Genomic DNA, 16,598 nt, shown 5'->3' with positions numbered 1-16,598 from the left:
AGGGCACGGCCTGCTCAAGCGGCGCCGTGTCCATCGCACACCCTTTTGAGGTTCTCGTTATGCCCGAATTCAACGCCCCGCTGCGCGACATGCGCTTTGTCTTGCATGAAGTGTTCGATGCCCCGGCCTTGTGGGCACGCCTGCCGGCCCTGGCCGACAGTGTCGATGCCGCCACCGCCGACGCCATTCTTGAGGAGGCGGCCAAAGTCACCTCGCACCTGATTGCGCCATTGAATCGCAGTGGCGACGAGGAAGGCGCCCAGTGGGTCGACGGCCAAGTCAGCACGCCGATCGGCTTCAAACAGGCTTATGCCACCTACATCGAAGGCGGCTGGGTGGGCTTGTCCGGCAACGCCGATTTTGGCGGCATGGGCATGCCGAAGATGCTCGCCGTGCAGTTCGAAGAAATGCTCTACGGCGCCAACTCCAGCTTCGCACTGTATTCGGCGTTGAGTTCCGGTGCCTGTCTGGCGCTGGATGCCCACGCCAGCGACACCCTGAAAAGCCTCTACCTGCCGCCGATGTACGAAGGCCGCTGGGCCGGTTCCATGTGCCTGACCGAAGCCCACGCCGGCACCGATCTGGGGATTATCCGCACCCGCGCCGAACCCCGGGCCGACGGCAGCTTCAGCATCACCGGCAGCAAGATCTTCATCACCGGTGGTGATCAGGACCTGACCGAAAACATTGTGCATCTGGTGCTGGCCAAACTGCCGGACGCCCCTGCGGGGCCCAAAGGCATCTCGCTGTTTGTCGTCCCCAAAGTACTGGTCAATGCCGACGGTTCCCTCGGCGCTGCCAACGCTGTGAGTTGCGGTTCGATCGAACACAAGATGGGCATCAAGGCCTCGGCCACCTGCGTGATGAACTTCGATGGCGCCAGCGGCTGGCTGGTCGGCGAAGCCAACAAAGGCTTGGCGGCGATGTTCACCATGATGAACTACGAGCGCTTGTCCATCGGCATTCAGGGCATCGGCTGCGCCGAAGCGTCCTATCAGAGCGCCGTCGCCTATGCACGTGAACGCGTTCAGAGTCGCGCGCCGACCGGTGCTATTGCTCCGGACAAAGTGGCCGACCCGATCATCGTCCACCCTGATGTGCGCCGCATGCTGCTGAGCATGAAAGCCATGACCGAGGGCGGCCGCGCGTTCGCCAGTTATGTCGGGCAGCAACTGGACCTGGCGAAGTTTTCCGATGACGCCAAGGAACGGGACAGCGCGCAAACCCTGGTGGCGCTGCTCACACCGGTGGCCAAAGCGTTCTTCACTGACACGGGCCTGGAAAGCTGCATCAACGGCCAGCAAGTGTTCGGCGGCCATGGCTACATCCGCGAATGGGGCCAGGAACAATTGGTTCGCGATGTGCGCATCGCGCAGATCTACGAAGGCACCAACGGCATTCAGGCCCTGGACTTGCTTGGACGCAAAGTGCTCGCCGATAAGGGCTTCGCGCTGCGCCAGTTCACCGGCGAGATCCGCCATTTCGCCCATCAGCCCGACGCGCCCTACTCCGTTCAACTGTTCGATGCCGTGCAGCGTCTGGAAGACGTGAGCGACTGGCTGCGGGACCAGGCGACCACCAATCGCAACGAAGTCGGCGCTGCTTCGGTGGAGTATTTGCACCTGTTCGGTTACGTCGCCTATGCCTGGCTGTGGGCGCGCATGGCACAGGTTGCCAAGCAAAAGCTGCACGAAGATGCAGGGTTTTATGGCGCGAAGATCGCCACCGCCGACTTCTACTTCCATCGCCTGCTGCCACGCATTTTGAGCCTGGAACAATCCATCCTCGCGGGCAGTGCCTCGTTGTTTGGCCTGCGCGCCGAACAGTTCTAACGATTGAACCGCACGCGGCGCCACGCTCCTCTCTTTTTGGCGTTCGCGTTTTTTATTGATAAGCCCTCGCCCACTTGGCGAGGGCCGTGGGACCTGTCTTTCCATAATAAAAACAAAGGGGCTTCACCATGGACCGCAACACCCGCATCCTCGCGACTCGACTATTGCTGGCCGGCGGCGTCATCAGCCTCTCGGCCCCCGCCGCTGCGGACTTTGTCAAAGACAGCAAGGCTAGCCTTGAACTGCGCAACTTCTATTTCAATCGCGACTATCGCCAGAACAACGCCCCGCAATCCAAACAAGAGGAATGGGCGCAAGGTTTCCTGCTGCGCTATGAATCGGGATTCACCGAAGGCTTGATCGGTGTGGGTTTCGATGCCATTGGCCTGCTCGGCGTCAAGCTCGATTCCAGCCCCGATCGCGCGGGCTCCGGCCTGCTTAAACGCCATCGCGACACAAGCAAAGGGGCTCAGGACGAGTACGGCGAACTGGGCTTGACGGCCAAGGTACGAGCGTCGAAAAGCACGTTGAAACTCGGCACGCTGCTGCCGAAACTGCCGACGGTATTGGCCAACGATTCACGCTTGCTGCCACAAACTTTCGAGGGCGGTCAGCTGACGTCGCTGGAAATCGAAGGCCTGACGGTGGATGCCGGGCGACTGACGCAAGTCAATCAGCGCGACTCCTCGGACTACGAGGATATGGGCATCACCCGCACCGGCGCCAAGGGCATCACCACGCGTCATCTCGATAGCGACAGCTTCGATTTCGCCAGCCTGAACTACAAATGGACCAGCAACCTCGCCACCGGTTACAGCTATGGTCACCTCGACAATTTCTACAGCCAGCACCTGGTCAACCTGACCTACGTGCTGCCGGTCACAACCGGCCAGTCGCTGAAGACGGATCTGCGCTTTGCCCGCTCCACGGACGATGGTGGCAGCAATATCGATAACAATGCCATCGGCGCGATGTTCACCTACAGCCTCGGCGGGCATGGGTTGGGCCTGGGTTATCAAGGCATGAGCGGCGACACCGGCTACGCCTATGTCAACGGCACCGATGCCTTCCTGGTGAACTTCGTGCAGATCGGCGACTTCGCCAGCAAGGACGAAAAATCCTGGCAGGCGCGATACGACTACAACTTTGCGGCGATTGGCGTTCCGGGCCTGACCTTCATGACCCGTTACCTCACAGGCGACAATATCGATCTGGGCGGCAACCGCCCGCAAGGCAAGGAATGGGAACGTGATACCGACATCGGCTATGTCGTGCAAGGCGGGCCATTAAAGAATGTCGGGGTGAAATGGCGTAATGCGACCGTTCGCTCGACCAACTTTGGCAGCGATCTGGATGAAAACCGCCTGATCGTCAGCTACACCTTGCCGATCTGGTAAACACCGCAATGATCGTTCCCACGCTCTGCGTGCGGAGCGTCCCGGGCTGCGTTCCCACGCAGAACGTGGGAACGATCACCCGCGTCCGTGGCGATAATGAGTTGGTTGCGGCCAACCAAAGGAGCATTTTTAAAAGCGGTTACAGGCATTCCTGCGCGGCACGTTCGAAACTCGAAGGCATGAAGTTCGACGCCAGCAAGTGGCGCTCATACAAAAACACCTTGCCGCCACTCGGGGCTTTATAGGCTTCGAGAATGTTGTCTGCCGCGACTTTGCTCGGCACCACGATCCGATAGCTGCGCTGGGTTTGCGAGACCGTCGGGTTCAGTGCGCTGCCCTGCAACTTCGGTATCACGCAATCGGCGTACTCGGCAGGCGTTTTTTTCGTCTGAAAGGTCAGCGTCGGGTCGTTCGGCGCAGAGGCGCAACCGGCCAGCAGCAAGGAGACGAAAGCCATGACAGGAACAAATAAAGAGCGCATCGGTGAAGTCCTGAAAATAAAGAGTCGGGTCGTTGAGCAGCGTCTTCGATGGAGGCGATTTTCCGCCTTTGTCCGACAAAGCAGAACTTGCGTTTCTTGATTGTCACTATTACTTGAACCGATAGTTGCGCCGTGCCGCCTATCATGATTCGCGAGGCGTCAGGAATCTGGCCTGGATAAAACCAAGCCCCGCCATAAGCGGGGCTTGATGTATTTCACACGGCATCAGGGCTTACGCCCGCCGCCGGGATTTTGCCCTCCTCCTTTTTTGTCGGCGTCAGCTATTTTTTCTCTGTCTTCGGCAAGGTTGCCGGCGCGCCCTCCTCCCTGTTCGCTGCCGGAGCGATTGGTATCGCTGGATTGACGGCCCCCTGAGGCCTGTCCACCTTTTTTGCCGGCGTCGGGGGTGCGTTGCGGATCGTTCATCATCCCGCCGCCCGACTGCCCGCCTTTTTTGCCAGCTTCGGAGGCCTTTTGAGGGTCATTGGCAAAATTGCCAGGGTTCTTGTTTCCGGTGTTAGCCATTTTCGTTCTCCTCATTGTCACGCACGAACCTTTGTCGGCTCGTCTAATTCGGAGGTTTTGTCGGCTTGAAAGTTTGAACTGAACAAGGGTTCTCGCGACAAGCGGATTGGGATGGTTAGTTCCAGAAAACTCGTTGAATAACGACTAATGGTGATCAGTCAATCGAGTATAAAAACGTGTGTCGCTTATACAATTTGATAAAGGAAGATACTGCCGAAGTCTGGCATTATTCGAGCAACCCAATGGACTATAAACTCTGTAATTTATTCTGTATGGAGGTATGTCGATGACAGAGCACATCGTCCACTTTCATTGCCAGATCGATCAGGGCACCATGGAGCGCTTCAGAGACTGCTGCCTCGACGCCATCGACCAGGGCGCCTCCTCCTTGCTGCTGAATCTTTCCACCAGCGGTGGCAGCACCAATTTTGGCTTCGCCCTCTACACCTTCCTCAAATCCCTGCCGGTGCCGCTGTGCGCGATTAATGCCGGCAACATCGAGTCGATGGGCATCATCATGTACCTGGCCGCCGGCCGACGAATCACCGCGCCCCATTCGCGGTTTCTGATTCACCCAATGAATTGGTACTTCCCCCAAAGCTCGGTCGACCATCAACGCCTGCGCGAATACCTCTTGAGCCTGGATAACGACCTCGCGCGTTATGTGCAAATCTTTGCCCTGGAAACGGCCAACGCGGATACCAGACTGGATATTTTTCATTGCCTTTCAGCGGAAGAGAAAGTCATTGCGGCGCATGAATCCCTGGCCTACGGAATCGCCCACGAAATGCATCAGATGGTGTTTGCCGATAACGTCAAGCACTGGAAAGTCAGTGGCGGCTGACGCATGTTCCCTGAACTTTTCGTTACCGATGAGTCAGGTGCCAGCAATGGGCTGAATGTCCAGCGTCATTCCGTCACTCAACGTGAGTTTCAAATCCTTGATCGTGCCAGCCACACGGTCCTTGAACACCGGCTCGCCCTCGGGATCAAGTTCATCGTAGATAAAGCGGTTGCCCTCAAGCCAGCCGATGGCCGTTTGCAGTTCGGGGGTGAGGTAATACTTGCCGTCCAGAAAAAAACCGGCGAACGGTTCTACCCTTTCCCGATTCTCGATTTCGTAGCGCACGCCGGGGGTCATTCCTGTGGATTCATCAATCATGAAGGTGTACCTCGTCATGGTGTCTGATTGGCGTCGACAAACCGGGCTCGACGGGACGTCTGTGCATCAGACCTCCCGCCTTGCCCTGATACCTGTCAAGAAGTTCCCAGCCCACGCGACAGATCGGCTGAGGTTTCGGACGCGGTCTTGCGCATCTCGCCCGTTTCTCCAGCGATTGCCTCGTGGGGCTCCGTGGTTTCCATTACCTTTTCGCGCACCGCCTCATAACCCTCCCGTGCTTGCTGTTTGACCTTGCCGGTGAGGCTTGCACTGGTCCTGCCCAAATAGCGGCGCTCCGTTGCGGTGGTCGGTAGCGCTGCGCCCAGCAACGCTCCCACCGCGATACCCATCGCAGCCATCAGCAGGGGTTGCTCCTTGAGCAGATGACTGAACTGGTCGCCCATTTCATGAGTCCTGCGCGCCAGCCGATCACTGGTGTCATGGACGGCGTGGCTGAGCTGATCGGTCTTCGCATGCAGGCTGTCGCTCAGGTGCGCGGCCTTACCCTTGACCGCCTGATAGCTGTCCTTGAGCGAATCAGTGGTGTCGTGCAGACGCTGTCGGGCGCTGTCCAGCCCCTCAGAGAGCCCTTCCCCCAAGTCATCGGCCCAGTCGACATCCGGCTCGACGCGATATTCCCTGGGCGTTGGCGGGCGATTCTGGCTCATCATCAACCACATCAGCCCGACCGAGGTCAGCACCGCGGGCACGGGGTTGTTGCGCACACTGGTGCCCAGATTGGTCAGGAAGGTCGAGCCGTTGCTTTGCATCAGCAGCAGTGCCTGATCGAACATCTGGCCGGGGGTAAACTTGCTTTCCAGCGCGTCGACGATATGCCCGATGTTCTCCCGTTGCGCATCGATTTCACGCTCAATGGTTTCCGGGCTCTTGGCCGCTTCGGTTTCGAATTCACGGTTCATGACACTTTCCTCCGCAGGGCTTCCTGGTCTTTGTTCAAGGCGTCCAGGGTGCGATCAGGCTTGAAGTGGGAAGGCTCGAATTGTTTTTTGCCTGCTTGCAGCATCACGAACCCGATGACCATCACCACGACGCCGACAATCAGCGCGGCCAGCCAGGGCGCCATCACCAGGCTCAAGGCATAGACGACCGCCATCAGCAGAATGATGAACCCGGCGAGCAGCACGATGGCGCCACCGGCGACCCCGGCAATCCCCGCTTTCAATGTCGTCAGGCTGGCCTGTAATTCCACCTTGGCCAACGCCAGTTCCTTGGTGAATAACGCCGGTACTTCCCGAGTCAACTGCCGCAATAAACCGACCACAGAGGCGTCATGATCAGCCGTCGTGACAGACGGTGTGACGGGTGGTGTGCGTTGCAGTTCTGGATCTTCTCTGTTCATCACCGTTCTCCTGAGAAGGGGTTGGACCCCGGCATTGAGGAACTGTCGCCACGATGGTCGGGCGCGCTCGGCGAGGACGGCGTGATGCCCGTGGCCAATCCGGGCGACAGATCGCCCCCGGTCGGCATCGATGTTTCATAAAGTCCTTGCGAGCCATCGCCAGTGAACGTGGGGGTGCTGCTTTGGGCAGTGAAATCACGGTCGGTTGTTGTCGGCAGGGTCGCCGTGCCTGCTTTCAGGAACCGCGACAGACCAAACCCCACCGCGATGCTGCCGACAATGAATAGCCCCGGATTGTCCCGTGCCAGGTCGGCGCCATCGTGCAGAAGCTCTTCGGCACTTTTGCTGCGCAGTTTTCCCGCCAGGCTGCTCATGCTGTCGGCCATGTTCGCCAGGTAGTCGGACATCCCAAACGTGTCGTTTGTCCTGATCTCGGAAACGACTGATTGGGCGCCTCTGGCCAAGGCTTCAATCTGATCCGCTGCGGTATCGCGGTACTGGCCGAACTGCTCATCGGCCTGATGCCGTGCACCGCCTATCGCTTCGGTAACCTCCTCCTTTAAATGCTGAAAGTTTTGTTCGGAGCCTGCAGACTCCCGTGGGGTATCCGGTTGTCCGGTTCTGCTGTCTGGAATAGTCATGTCATCCATCGCCTTCGTAATGAACACGTCAGGAAGTGTCCGCGGGCTGTCCGCGGTGGTGCTTCATTGCAGATGACGAGAGGGGCTGGCGGGGAGTTCCAAGCAGATGATGAAGTGATAAAAAAGCGTGCCGGAGCAAGCCCGCTCCCACAGGACTGCGTTTCATTGATTTTGTGGGTAGCTATGATCGTTCCCACGCTCTGCGTGGGAATACAGCCCGGGACGCTCCGCGTCCCTTCCGGAGCCGAACGCGGAGTGTCCGTTGAGGCATTCCCACGCGGAGCATGGGAACGATCTACGTGGGGATTCTTGAGCCATGCTCCCAGGGCAAAGCATCATCAAACCAGCTCACGAAGCGCTCAATCATCCTCATGCAATTTGATCCCGCGTTTATGCAGCACGTACGGAACCAGCAGCACCAGCAGCGTCAGCGCCAGGAGCGAGGCGGCGATGGGTTGTGTCACAAACACCATCCAGTCGCCCTGGCTGATGGACAAGGCGTTGCGTAGTTGTTTTTCCGCCATCGGCCCCAGCAGCATGCCGACGATCACCGGGGCGACGGGGAAATCGAAACGCCGCATCAACACCCCGGCCCAGCCGATGCCCAGCATCAGAAACAGGTCGAATGATGAGTGGCGCATGCCGTACACGCCGATGGTGGCGAACACCAGAATGCCGGCGTTCAGGTATGGCCGGGGGATCTGCAGAAGCTTGACCCACAGGCCCACCAATGGAAGGTTCAGCACCAGCAGAATGGCGTTGCCGATGTACAAGGAGGCCACCAGCGTCCAGACCAGTTCGCCCGAGGTCTGGAACAGCAACGGCCCCGGTTGCAGGTTGTAGTTCTGGAACGCAGCCAACAAGATCGCCGCCGTGGCGGAGGTCGGAATGCCCAGGGTCAGCAGCGGCACCAGAGAGCCGGTGGCGCTGGCGTTGTTCGCAGCCTCAGGGCCGGCGACACCTTCGATGGCGCCCTCGCCTTTGCTGGCCGCGAACTCTTTCGGGTATTTGCTGAGTTTGCGTTCGGTCGAATAGGACAGGAACGTCGGAATTTCCGCGCCACCGGCCGGAATCGAGCCGAAGGGAAAACCGATCAAGGTGCCCCGTAGCCACGCGGGAGTCGAGCGTTTCCAGTCGGCGCGGGTCATCCACAACGAGGTCAAGCGATGTCGCCCGGCCGTTTCTTCCTTTTGGTAGAGCACGCCATACAAAGCCTCGCCGACGGCAAACAACCCCACCGCGACGAGCACCACTTCGATGCCATCGACCAGTTCGGGCACCTCCAGGGTGTAGCGGGCTATGCCTGAGGTCGAGTCCAGACCGATCAAGCCGACGGTCAGTCCGATCCCCAACGAAACGAAGCCGCGCAGCATCGACGCACCGAGCACCGCTGACACCGTGGTGAAGGCCAGCACCAGAATCGCGAAATACTCCGCCGGCCCGAACTTCAGCGCCAACGTGGCCACGAGGGGGGCGAACAGCGTCAGCAAAATCGTCGCAATGGTGCCGGCCACGAATGAACCTATCGCGGCCGTCGCCAAGGCCGGGCCTGCCCGCCCGTTGCGTGCCATGAGGTTGCCTTCCAGGGCCGTGACCATGGAGGACGACTCCCCCGGCGTGTTGAGCAGAATCGAGGTGGTGGAGCCGCCAAACTGAGCGCCGTAATAGATACCGGCGAACATGATCAGCGCCCCGGTAGGATCGACCTTGGCGGTAATCGGCAGCAGCAAGGCGACGGTCAGCGCCGGCCCGATCCCTGGCAAAACACCGATCGCGGTACCCAGCAGACAGCCAATAAACCCCCACATCAGATTGATCGGCGCCAACGCGGCACCAAAGCCGGTTGCCAGACTCGCGAGAATGTCCACCTTGTCGACCTCCTTCGGCCTGGATCAGATCCAGGCGTTGATCAGGGGCGGAAGGGAAACCCCTAGCCCGGCGGTGAAAAGCCAGTAAATCGGCAGCGTCAGGGCGATGCCGATGGCCAGGTCCCGCAGCGGGCTGCGACTGCCAAAACCCCGTGCCGAACAGGCAAACAGCAATGAGGCCGCCAATACGAAACCGATGTAGGTAATGAGCAAGGCAACCCCCACCAGCCCCGCCGTGACCCAGGTCGCCCCGGCCTTGCCGCCGGGCTGAGCCTGGGTAGTCTCGTGGTCGTCGGCAAGGTTGCGAAAACCACCGGTGAGCGCCTGATAGCACATCAACAGACCGACGACGCCCAGAAATGCCGCCACGGCGTAGGGGTAGACGTAGGCTGGCATGATGACGAACCCCATCTCGGCAGGAAACCGCGAGGCGCCGAAGGCCAATACCGCGCTGATGACAACGATACTGACGCCAATCGCCAGTTGGGCCGGCATGACTCTCCAGCGCCCGGCCATCTCAAAGCAGCCCGACCTTGACCAGCATCGCGCGCAGGCGCCCATGTTCTTCTTCGACGAATTTGCCGAAATCATCCCCGGTCAGAATGCTCGGTGACCATGCATTGGTTTTTACGTTTTCTTGCCAGACGTTGCTTTTGGTGGCGGTCAGGACGGCTTCGGTCAGTTCTTTGCGCTGTTCGGGCGTCAGGCCCGTTGCGCCGTAAACGCCACGCCAGTTGCCAATCGTCACGTCATAGCCGCTTTCTTTGAGGGTCGGTGCATCGATGCCTTCAACGCGGTTGGGTGCGCCGATAGCCAGCAAGCGGAACTGCTTGGACTGCACGTACTTGGCCAGCTCGGCGTAGCCGCCGGTGATCACTGTGATGTGGCCCCCCAGCGTCGCGGCGACCACCTCGCCGCCACCCGCGAAGGCGACGTAATTCACTTTGTTGACGGGAACGTCCATTTTGCTCGCCAGTTCGGCGATACCGATGTGATCGATCGAGCCCTTGGAGCCACCGCCCCATTTGATGCTGGACGGGTTGGCTTTGAAGTCTTTGAGCAAGTCGTCCAGGGTTTTGTACGGGGAGTCCTCCCGCACGGCAATCACGTTGTATTCGGTAAACAACCGGGCAATCGGTGTCACGTCTTTCAAGGTGATTTGCGGTTTGTTCTGCTCGATGGACGCCACCATGATCGCACCGACCACGAGCAGTGCATTGGCGTCGCCCTTGGTGCCGTTGGCAAATTGCGCCAAACCCAGGGTGCCACCGGCGCCGCCCTTGTTCTCGAAGGTAGCGGACTTTGCCGTTTTCGCCTCGACCATGGCTTTGCCCAGGACGCGTGCGGTCTGGTCATAACCACCACCGACCGAACCCGGGGCCATGAACTTGACGGTGTCCAGCGCAAAAACCGGTGATGCGAGGGCGGCGGCGGTAATGAATACGGCGAGGTGGCTGCTGAATCGACGGGCCAGTGCGAACATGAGTGGTCTCCCGAGAGCTGCTTTTTGTTGTTTTCGATCAGGGAAGAGCCCCTGTTCGTTGAACATGCGTCTGGGAATAAGCGTAGGTCATAGTTGTATTTGTTGGCGGGCTTTCAATGGCCTGCCTGCCATCATTATTCCTGCGAAAAAACAGCACATCGACTCAATATTCCCGCCCTGATCTACGCAACCATGGCCTTGCGAATCACCCCACTCATTTAATCCGTAAGGACATTCACCATGGCCATTGCAAAAGCAGTTCCCGGCAAAACCCTGCTGACCCCGACCGACCACACCCTGATCATGATCGATCACCAGTCGCAGATGTCGTTTGCGACCAAGTCCATCGATGCCGTCACCCTGCGCAACAACGCTGCCCTTGTCGCCAAGGCCGCAAGAGGCTTCAAGGTGTCGACCATCCTCACCACCGTTGCCGAGAAGAGTTTTTCCGGCCCGATTTTCGACGAAATCAAATCGGTATTCCCGGAACACAAGGTGATCGACCGCACCAGCATGAACACCTGGGAGGACGAGCGTATTGCCGTCGAAGTCAACGCTGCCGGCAAACAGAAAATCGTTCTGGCCGGCCTGTGGACTTCCGTGTGCATCGTTGGCCCTGCCCTTTCGGCGATTGACCAGGGTTTCGAGGTCTACGTGATTGCCGATGCCTGTGGCGACGTCACCACCGAGGCGCATGAAATGGCCTTGCAACGCATGATCCAGATCGGCGCCCGTCCCATGACATCGCTGCAGTACTTGCTTGAACTCCAGCGCGACTGGGCACGTACCGAGACTTACGACGAGACGGTGAAAACCTCCATCGCCAACGGCGGTGCCTATGGCCTGGGCCTGATCTACGCCAAGACCATGTTCAACGCCTCTGAAGGCCATTGAGAATAAACAGCGACTCTACGGAGTCGCTGTTCCAGAGTGGCCGATCAATGATGTTTTCTCCGCAAGCCCTCCCGCGCATTCGCAATCAGGGAGCCATGCTTAAAGCGTCCTTCTGGCTCTCTGTACTTTTCACCGGTACTGCCCTGGCGGATGAGACGCCGGCAACATCGCAAGGCTTTGTGCAGGGCGCAAAGCTTGAAGTACTCAGTCGTAACTTCTTCCTTAACAGCGACTACCGATCCCCCTCGCCAGCGGGCAAGAACTACAAACAGGAGTGGGCTCAAGGTTTTATCGGCGCTTTTGAATCCGGATTCACAGCGGGCACGATTGGTTTCGGCGTCGACAGCCATGCCTTTCTGGGATTGAAACTCGACGGTGGCAAGGGACATTCCGGGACCGGGTTACTACCGCTGGACAGTGACGGTCGCAGCGAAGACAACTATTCCAGTGCCGGTGGCGCGCTGAAAATCAGGGCTTCCCGAACCACCCTGGCCTTCGGTGAAATGACCGTCGAAACCCCGGTGTTCGACACCGCCGACAAACGCCTGCAACCGGAATACGCCACGGGCTTTCTGTTGAACAGCAGCGAGATCGACAACGTGAAACTGGCGGCTGGTCATTTCACGGCGTTCAAGAATCAAGACAACACGTCGAGCAAGGGCAACTTTTACGGCTACGGTGCCAACACCGAGGCCGGTGGCATCACGTTTCTGGGCGCCGACCTGTTCACACACAGCCCTGTCGGCGGCGCCCTGTATGCCTCCGAACTGAGTGACACCTGGCGGCAGTATTACGCCAACCTGCACCTGAAACAGTCCGGCGTGTTCCTCGACGCCAACCTGTATCGCACGCAAGACACCGGCAAGGCGCTGGCCGGTGCCATCGACAACGCCGCCTACAGCCTGTCGGGCAAATATACGGTTGATGCACATGCCTTTACCTTGGCCTGGCAACGCATCAATAGCGACACACCGTTCGACTTCGTCGGTGGCGACTCCATTTACCTGGCCAACTCGATCAAGTACGCCGACTTCAACGGCGCCCACGAACGCTCCTGGCAGGCACGCTACGACCTCGACCTCGGCGCTTATGGAATTCCCGGTCTGAGCTTCATGACCCGTTATGTCAGGGGCAGCGCCATCGACGGCACCCGTGCGCCCAAGGGTGGGGCCTACAACCCGTTCGACCAGACTGTCGGTGAGTACGTGCCTCAACAAGGCGATGGCGGGCGGCATTGGGAGCGCGACATAGACGTGCGCTACATCGTGCAATCCGGCGCCGCCAAGGGTTTGTCAGTGCAACTGTCCCATGTGTCTCACCGAGCCAACACTGCTCAGGCGGGCGATGACATCGACAGGGTTTACGTTGTTATCCAGTATCCGCTGACCTTCGGGCAACTATGATCAGCGCGTCACGATGGAAATGGCGGAAGGCAGCCGGAGTCGAACCTGCCCGGGAACGGATGCCGTCCCCAACCGGGTTTGAAGCCCGGCCGCGCCACCGGGCGCGATTGCCTTCCTTGAACTCAGTCTGTTGCTGGTTGAGCCAGTGCATTGTCGAGCCGAATGTGGCGCCGGTCGCCAAAGCGTCGGGTCAGGCCGATGCGGTCGAAGTATTCAAGAATCTGAATGCTGCGCTTGCGCCCCAGGCCCACGGCATCGCGAAACGCGGTGACCTGAATCACCGGGTTATCGCTGGCCAGTTGCACCAGCATAGCCGCCAATCGGCGCAGCAGCGTGTCGGTGTAAAACAGGTCACGGACCACTTGGTGCACCCACCCCAGGCGCGCCATCTTGCGCAGCAGCAGGCGCACGACCGCCTCTTCATGGCCTGTCGCTTTAGCCAGATCACGCACCCATGGCGGATCGAAACCCGCCTGTTCAAACAGCGGCTGTAACTGTTGCCACAGGGTTTCGTCATCCTCGCTCAACCGCACTTGGTGATCGGGCAAATGCAGCCAAGGGCCGCTGGCGACAATGGCCCCACTGGCCAGTAATTCGTCGATCAGGCTGATAAAGGTCGGCCGGTCCAGCGCGGTGCCGGCGAAGCGACGCAGGCGATCCCTGTCCGGTCCCATTTGATCCGGTTCGAGTTGATGAAAGCGGGCGAGATGTTCCAGCAGCGGCGCTTTCAGGGCTTCCCAGCGGGCAGCGCTGAACAGCAACGGCCCCTGCCGCGTATCGATCAAGCGCACATCGTCGGGCAGCTCCCAAGTTTCGCGCGGACGATTGAACTGACGCTCCAGACGTTGCGGATCGAGTCCGGTGTCGCTGTTGGCCAGCAGCGTCGGCAATGCTTCTTCCAGACTGGTCGTGGTGGCCAGTGTTTGTAGCTGCGCCAATCGTTCGGGGCTGCGGCGGTGTCGCGCCGGGGCGAACGGGTCGAGCACCCGGCCACCGCCGAGGGTCCGTTGGGCGCTTTGGTCGCGCAGGATCAAGCGGTCGCCCTTCACCGCCAGCACCGGCGCGTTCACCAGCAGTTGCGCGAACATCTTTGCCCCCGGCGCCAGGCTGCTGCCCTCCAGCAACGCCACTCGCCCGGTCACGTCCTGAGTGCCGAGGTGCACGTGCACCGGTTGAAAGTGCTCGAAGCTTCGCGCTTCGCTGGCCAACAAGGTCATCTCGATATCCAGACGCTGGGTCGGCGCATGCAGCCATTCGGCCAACAGCCAGTGCCCCCGGTGAATCTGCTCCAGGGCCAAACGTTCGGCATTCAGGTTCAGCGCGACTCGCTGCCCGGCCGTTGCGCTGTCAGCCGCCTGGTTCTGCGCATGCAGGCCTCGCACCCGTACCGGTTTGCCCAGCGGACTCAACATCAGCGTATCGCCCACGGCCACCTGGCCAGACAACGCGGTGCCGGTCACCACGATACCAGCGCCAGCCACGCTGAAAGCCCGATCAATCGCCAGGCGAAAACCGCCGCTGGCGCTGCGTTGAAGCACCTCATGTTGCGCCTCCAGCAAGGCTTGACGCAGTGTCTCGATACCCTCGCCGGTCACACTCGACAGCGCGATTTGCGGCGCGTCGGCATACGGTCCGGGCGCCAGCAATGCTTCGATCTGTTCCCGGACGGCTTGCACACGAGCAGGATCGACGCGGTCACATTTGGTGATTGCAATCAGTGCCCGAGGGATGCCCAGCAACTCGACAATCGCCAAATGTTCGCGGGTCTGCGGCATGACGCCGTCATCGGCCGCCACCACCAACAACACCAGATCAATGCCCTGAGCGCCGGCCAGCATGTTGTGGGTAAAACGTTCATGGCCGGGTACGTCGATAAAACCGGTCAGCGCGGCGCCCGGTTCCAGCGTCGCGTAGATATAGCCGAGGTCGATGGTCATGCCGCGTTCGCGTTCTTCCCGGCGACGGTCGCCGGCCTGGCCGGTCAGTGCCTGGAGCAAGGAGGTCTTGCCGTGATCAATATGCCCCGCGGTGCCGACAATCACCCGTCCCGGCCCTCCTCCTGCAACTGATCGAATTGCGCCAGCTGATTGAGCTGAGCCAACCACGCGGCTTCATCGTCGAGTTGGCGCAGGTCCAGCCAAAGCGCATCGCCGTCGATGCGACCGAGCACGGGAATCGGCAACCGACGAAACCCTGCCTCCAGCCCCAGCAATCGCCGCCCACGCAGACGTTTGGAAACGTTGGGCCGCAGGCATAACGCAGCGCTGGGCAGTCGCGCCACCGGCTGGCTGCCGCTGCCGATCATGCCCAGCGCCGGCACCGCGCTGACGCTCCAGCGGTCACCCAACACAAGCGCCAGTGACGGTTGCAGGCGTTCGGCCTGGGCGAGGATGTCGGCTTGAGGTCGCGTCAGCAACCGCAGACTCGGTAAGCGTTCGGCCAGCCGATCAGGATCGCGGTACAGCGCCAATACGGCTTCGAGGGCAGCCAGGGTCAGTTTGTCGACCCGCAGCGCGCGCTTGAGCGGGTTCTTCTTGATCTTCGCGATCAGGTCTTTGCGACCGACAATCAACCCGGCCTGGGGACCGCCGAGCAATTTGTCGCCGCTGAAGGTGACGATGTCTGCACCATCAAGCAGCGCTTGGCGCACCGTCGGTTCGGCGGGGAGCCCCCAGCGAGTCAGGTCCAGCAGGCTGCCGCTGCCCAGGTCTTCGAGCAGCGGAAGCCCGTGGCGGTGAGCCAGCTCCGCCAGTTCAGCCGTCGGCACCCGGGCGGTGAAACCTTCGATGGAATAATTGCTCGCATGTACGCGCATCACCAAGCCACTGCGCGGACCAATCGCAGCCTCGTAATCGCGAGCATGGGTGCGGTTGGTGGTGCCCACCTCGTGCAGCCGCACCCCGGCGCGGGCCATGATGTCGGGAATGCGAAAGGCGCCGCCGATTTCGATCAGTTCACCACGGGAAATGATGCCTTCCTTGCGCGCGCCCAGGCTGTTGAGCGTCAGCAACACGGCGGCGGCGTTGTTGTTGACCACGGTCACCGCTTCGGCGCCGGTCAGCTCGCGGATCAGCCCTTCGATCAAATCATCGCGGTCGCCGCGCTTGCCGCTGTGCAGGTCGAATTCCAGATTGAGCGGATAGCGGGCAGCGAGCTGAACGGCTTCGATAGCGGCCTCCGGCAATAACGCGCGCCCGAGGTTGGTGTGCAGCACCGTGCCGGTGAGGTTGAACACCCGGCGGACCTGGCTGCGATGCTGGATCGCCAGACGTTCACCCGCCCTGCCCGCCAATACCTCGGGGGCGATTTCAACGGCATTGAGTTCACCCTTGAGCACCGGTTCGCGCAAGTCATCGAGCAGTTGCCGCAGGCCGGCCAACAGCGCGTCACGCCCGTAACGCTCGGCCAACGCCTGGCAGGCGGGATGGCGCAGCAAGCTGTCGATGGAGGGCAGCCGCAAGGCTTGGCCGGCGGAGGTTGCGGACATCAGAGGCTCCCGGAAGCGATTGACCGTCGCGTCTGAGTGTAGCCGCTGAGTTCACTGCTCAAGGG

General features: G+C 60.3%; 16 protein-coding genes and 1 tRNA gene. 5 read left to right on the top strand and 12 right to left on the bottom strand.

Translation table 11 applies throughout. The features are described from left to right. Positions 1 to 59 precede the first annotated feature (59 nt). Both PSH97_RS14135 and PSH97_RS14130 read left to right on the top strand, forming a co-directional pair. On the top strand, positions 60 to 1,832 hold the full coding sequence (locus PSH97_RS14135; protein ID WP_305449721.1) for an acyl-CoA dehydrogenase C-terminal domain-containing protein: 1,773 nt from the start codon (positions 60 to 62) through the stop codon (positions 1,830 to 1,832). A 128-nt stretch (positions 1,833 to 1,960) separates the two neighbouring features. Then, entirely contained in the window at positions 1,961 to 3,229 is a 1,269-nt protein-coding gene (locus PSH97_RS14130; protein ID WP_305449720.1) for an OprD family porin, read from the top strand. Positions 3,230 to 3,368: 139 nt separating this feature from the next. Here the strand turns inward: PSH97_RS14130 and PSH97_RS14125 are convergent, their stop codons facing one another. Both PSH97_RS14125 and PSH97_RS14120 read right to left on the bottom strand, forming a co-directional pair. Beyond that, positions 3,369 to 3,710, bottom strand: a complete 342-nt coding sequence (locus PSH97_RS14125) for a hypothetical protein (RefSeq protein WP_305449719.1) — start codon at positions 3,708 to 3,710, stop codon at positions 3,369 to 3,371. Between the two features lie 225 nt (positions 3,711 to 3,935). Then, positions 3,936 to 4,235 carry a con-10 family general stress protein gene (locus PSH97_RS14120; protein WP_305449718.1) on the bottom strand — a complete coding sequence of 100 codons (300 nt, stop codon included), beginning with the start codon at positions 4,233 to 4,235 and terminating at the stop codon, positions 3,936 to 3,938. A gap of 286 nt (positions 4,236 to 4,521) precedes the next feature. On the opposite strand from PSH97_RS14120, the gene PSH97_RS14115 reads away from it, so the two are divergent. After that, positions 4,522 to 5,079, top strand: coding sequence for an ATP-dependent Clp protease proteolytic subunit (locus tag PSH97_RS14115; protein ID WP_305449717.1), 558 nt, complete (start codon positions 4,522 to 4,524; stop codon positions 5,077 to 5,079). A 33-nt stretch (positions 5,080 to 5,112) separates the two neighbouring features. On the opposite strand, the gene PSH97_RS14110 is transcribed toward PSH97_RS14115, so the two are convergent. From PSH97_RS14110 to PSH97_RS14080, 7 genes are all read right to left on the bottom strand, one after another. After that, a complete protein-coding gene (locus PSH97_RS14110; RefSeq protein ID WP_305449716.1) occupies positions 5,113 to 5,397 on the bottom strand; it encodes a hypothetical protein in 285 nt (94 codons plus the stop codon). A gap of 95 nt (positions 5,398 to 5,492) precedes the next feature. Then, positions 5,493 to 6,317, bottom strand: coding sequence for a DUF3618 domain-containing protein (locus PSH97_RS14105; protein ID WP_305449715.1), 825 nt, complete (start codon positions 6,315 to 6,317; stop codon positions 5,493 to 5,495). After that, on the bottom strand, positions 6,314 to 6,757 hold the full coding sequence (locus PSH97_RS14100; protein WP_052963288.1) for a phage holin family protein: 444 nt from the start codon (positions 6,755 to 6,757) through the stop codon (positions 6,314 to 6,316). The genes PSH97_RS14105 and PSH97_RS14100 overlap by 4 nt, the downstream gene beginning before the upstream one ends. Then, complete coding sequence (locus tag PSH97_RS14095) at positions 6,757 to 7,398, bottom strand: hypothetical protein (protein ID WP_305449796.1); 642 nt, start codon at positions 7,396 to 7,398, stop codon at positions 6,757 to 6,759. The genes PSH97_RS14100 and PSH97_RS14095 overlap by 1 nt, the downstream gene beginning before the upstream one ends. A gap of 359 nt (positions 7,399 to 7,757) precedes the next feature. Then, positions 7,758 to 9,266 (bottom strand): tripartite tricarboxylate transporter permease, encoded by a 1,509-nt coding sequence (locus PSH97_RS14090; RefSeq protein WP_305449714.1) that lies wholly within the window; start codon positions 9,264 to 9,266, stop codon positions 7,758 to 7,760. Between the two features lie 24 nt (positions 9,267 to 9,290). Beyond that, the gene (locus tag PSH97_RS14085) at positions 9,291 to 9,782 is read right to left on the bottom strand and encodes a tripartite tricarboxylate transporter TctB family protein (protein ID WP_305449713.1); all 492 of its coding nucleotides are present in this window, start codon (positions 9,780 to 9,782) and stop codon (positions 9,291 to 9,293) included. Between the two features lies 1 nt (position 9,783). Further along, a complete protein-coding gene (locus PSH97_RS14080; RefSeq protein WP_305449712.1) occupies positions 9,784 to 10,749 on the bottom strand; it encodes a tripartite tricarboxylate transporter substrate binding protein in 966 nt (321 codons plus the stop codon). Between the two features lie 240 nt (positions 10,750 to 10,989). Here PSH97_RS14080 and PSH97_RS14075 point away from each other — a divergent pair, with 240 nt between their 5' ends. After that, entirely contained in the window at positions 10,990 to 11,643 is a 654-nt protein-coding gene (locus PSH97_RS14075) for a hydrolase (protein ID WP_123722783.1), read from the top strand. A gap of 95 nt (positions 11,644 to 11,738) precedes the next feature. Further along, complete coding sequence (locus PSH97_RS14070; RefSeq protein ID WP_305449711.1) at positions 11,739 to 13,046, top strand: OprD family porin; 1,308 nt, start codon at positions 11,739 to 11,741, stop codon at positions 13,044 to 13,046. Positions 13,047 to 13,066: 20 nt separating this feature from the next. Here PSH97_RS14070 and PSH97_RS14065 read toward each other — a convergent pair. From PSH97_RS14065 to selA, 3 genes are all read right to left on the bottom strand, one after another. Then, positions 13,067 to 13,162, bottom strand: a tRNA-Sec gene (locus tag PSH97_RS14065). Between the two features lie 6 nt (positions 13,163 to 13,168). After that, a complete protein-coding gene (gene selB, locus PSH97_RS14060) occupies positions 13,169 to 15,088 on the bottom strand; it encodes a selenocysteine-specific translation elongation factor (RefSeq protein WP_305449710.1) in 1,920 nt (639 codons plus the stop codon). Further along, positions 15,085 to 16,533: an L-seryl-tRNA(Sec) selenium transferase gene (gene selA / locus PSH97_RS14055; protein ID WP_305449709.1), complete on the bottom strand. Its 1,449-nt coding sequence runs from the start codon at positions 16,531 to 16,533 to the stop codon at positions 15,085 to 15,087. Before selA ends, selB begins: the two co-directional genes overlap by 4 nt. Positions 16,534 to 16,598: the final 65 nt, after the last annotated feature.

Origin of the sequence: Pseudomonas cucumis (genome assembly GCF_030687935.1) — a bacterium.
Classification (GTDB): domain Bacteria; phylum Pseudomonadota; class Gammaproteobacteria; order Pseudomonadales; family Pseudomonadaceae; genus Aquipseudomonas; species Aquipseudomonas cucumis.
Note: the sequence above shows the minus strand (reverse complement) of the source record. Positions and strands in the feature narration are given on the sequence as shown.

Coding starts and splice junctions, on each gene's coding strand:
- PSH97_RS14135 (WP_305449721.1), top strand. CDS start 60: ATGCCCGAATTCAACGCCCCGCTGCGCGACATGCGCTTTGTCTTGCAT.
- PSH97_RS14130 (WP_305449720.1), top strand. CDS start 1,961: ATGGACCGCAACACCCGCATCCTCGCGACTCGACTATTGCTGGCCGGC.
- PSH97_RS14125 (WP_305449719.1), bottom strand. CDS start 3,710: ATGCGCTCTTTATTTGTTCCTGTCATGGCTTTCGTCTCCTTGCTGCTG.
- PSH97_RS14120 (WP_305449718.1), bottom strand. CDS start 4,235: ATGGCTAACACCGGAAACAAGAACCCTGGCAATTTTGCCAATGACCCT.
- PSH97_RS14115 (WP_305449717.1), top strand. CDS start 4,522: ATGACAGAGCACATCGTCCACTTTCATTGCCAGATCGATCAGGGCACC.
- PSH97_RS14110 (WP_305449716.1), bottom strand. CDS start 5,397: ATGATTGATGAATCCACAGGAATGACCCCCGGCGTGCGCTACGAAATC.
- PSH97_RS14105 (WP_305449715.1), bottom strand. CDS start 6,317: ATGAACCGTGAATTCGAAACCGAAGCGGCCAAGAGCCCGGAAACCATT.
- PSH97_RS14100 (WP_052963288.1), bottom strand. CDS start 6,757: ATGAACAGAGAAGATCCAGAACTGCAACGCACACCACCCGTCACACCG.
- PSH97_RS14095 (WP_305449796.1), bottom strand. CDS start 7,398: ATGACTATTCCAGACAGCAGAACCGGACAACCGGATACCCCACGGGAG.
- PSH97_RS14085 (WP_305449713.1), bottom strand. CDS start 9,782: ATGGCCGGGCGCTGGAGAGTCATGCCGGCCCAACTGGCGATTGGCGTC.
- PSH97_RS14080 (WP_305449712.1), bottom strand. CDS start 10,749: ATGTTCGCACTGGCCCGTCGATTCAGCAGCCACCTCGCCGTATTCATT.
- PSH97_RS14075 (WP_123722783.1), top strand. CDS start 10,990: ATGGCCATTGCAAAAGCAGTTCCCGGCAAAACCCTGCTGACCCCGACC.
- PSH97_RS14070 (WP_305449711.1), top strand. CDS start 11,739: ATGCTTAAAGCGTCCTTCTGGCTCTCTGTACTTTTCACCGGTACTGCC.
- selA (WP_305449709.1), bottom strand. CDS start 16,533: ATGTCCGCAACCTCCGCCGGCCAAGCCTTGCGGCTGCCCTCCATCGAC.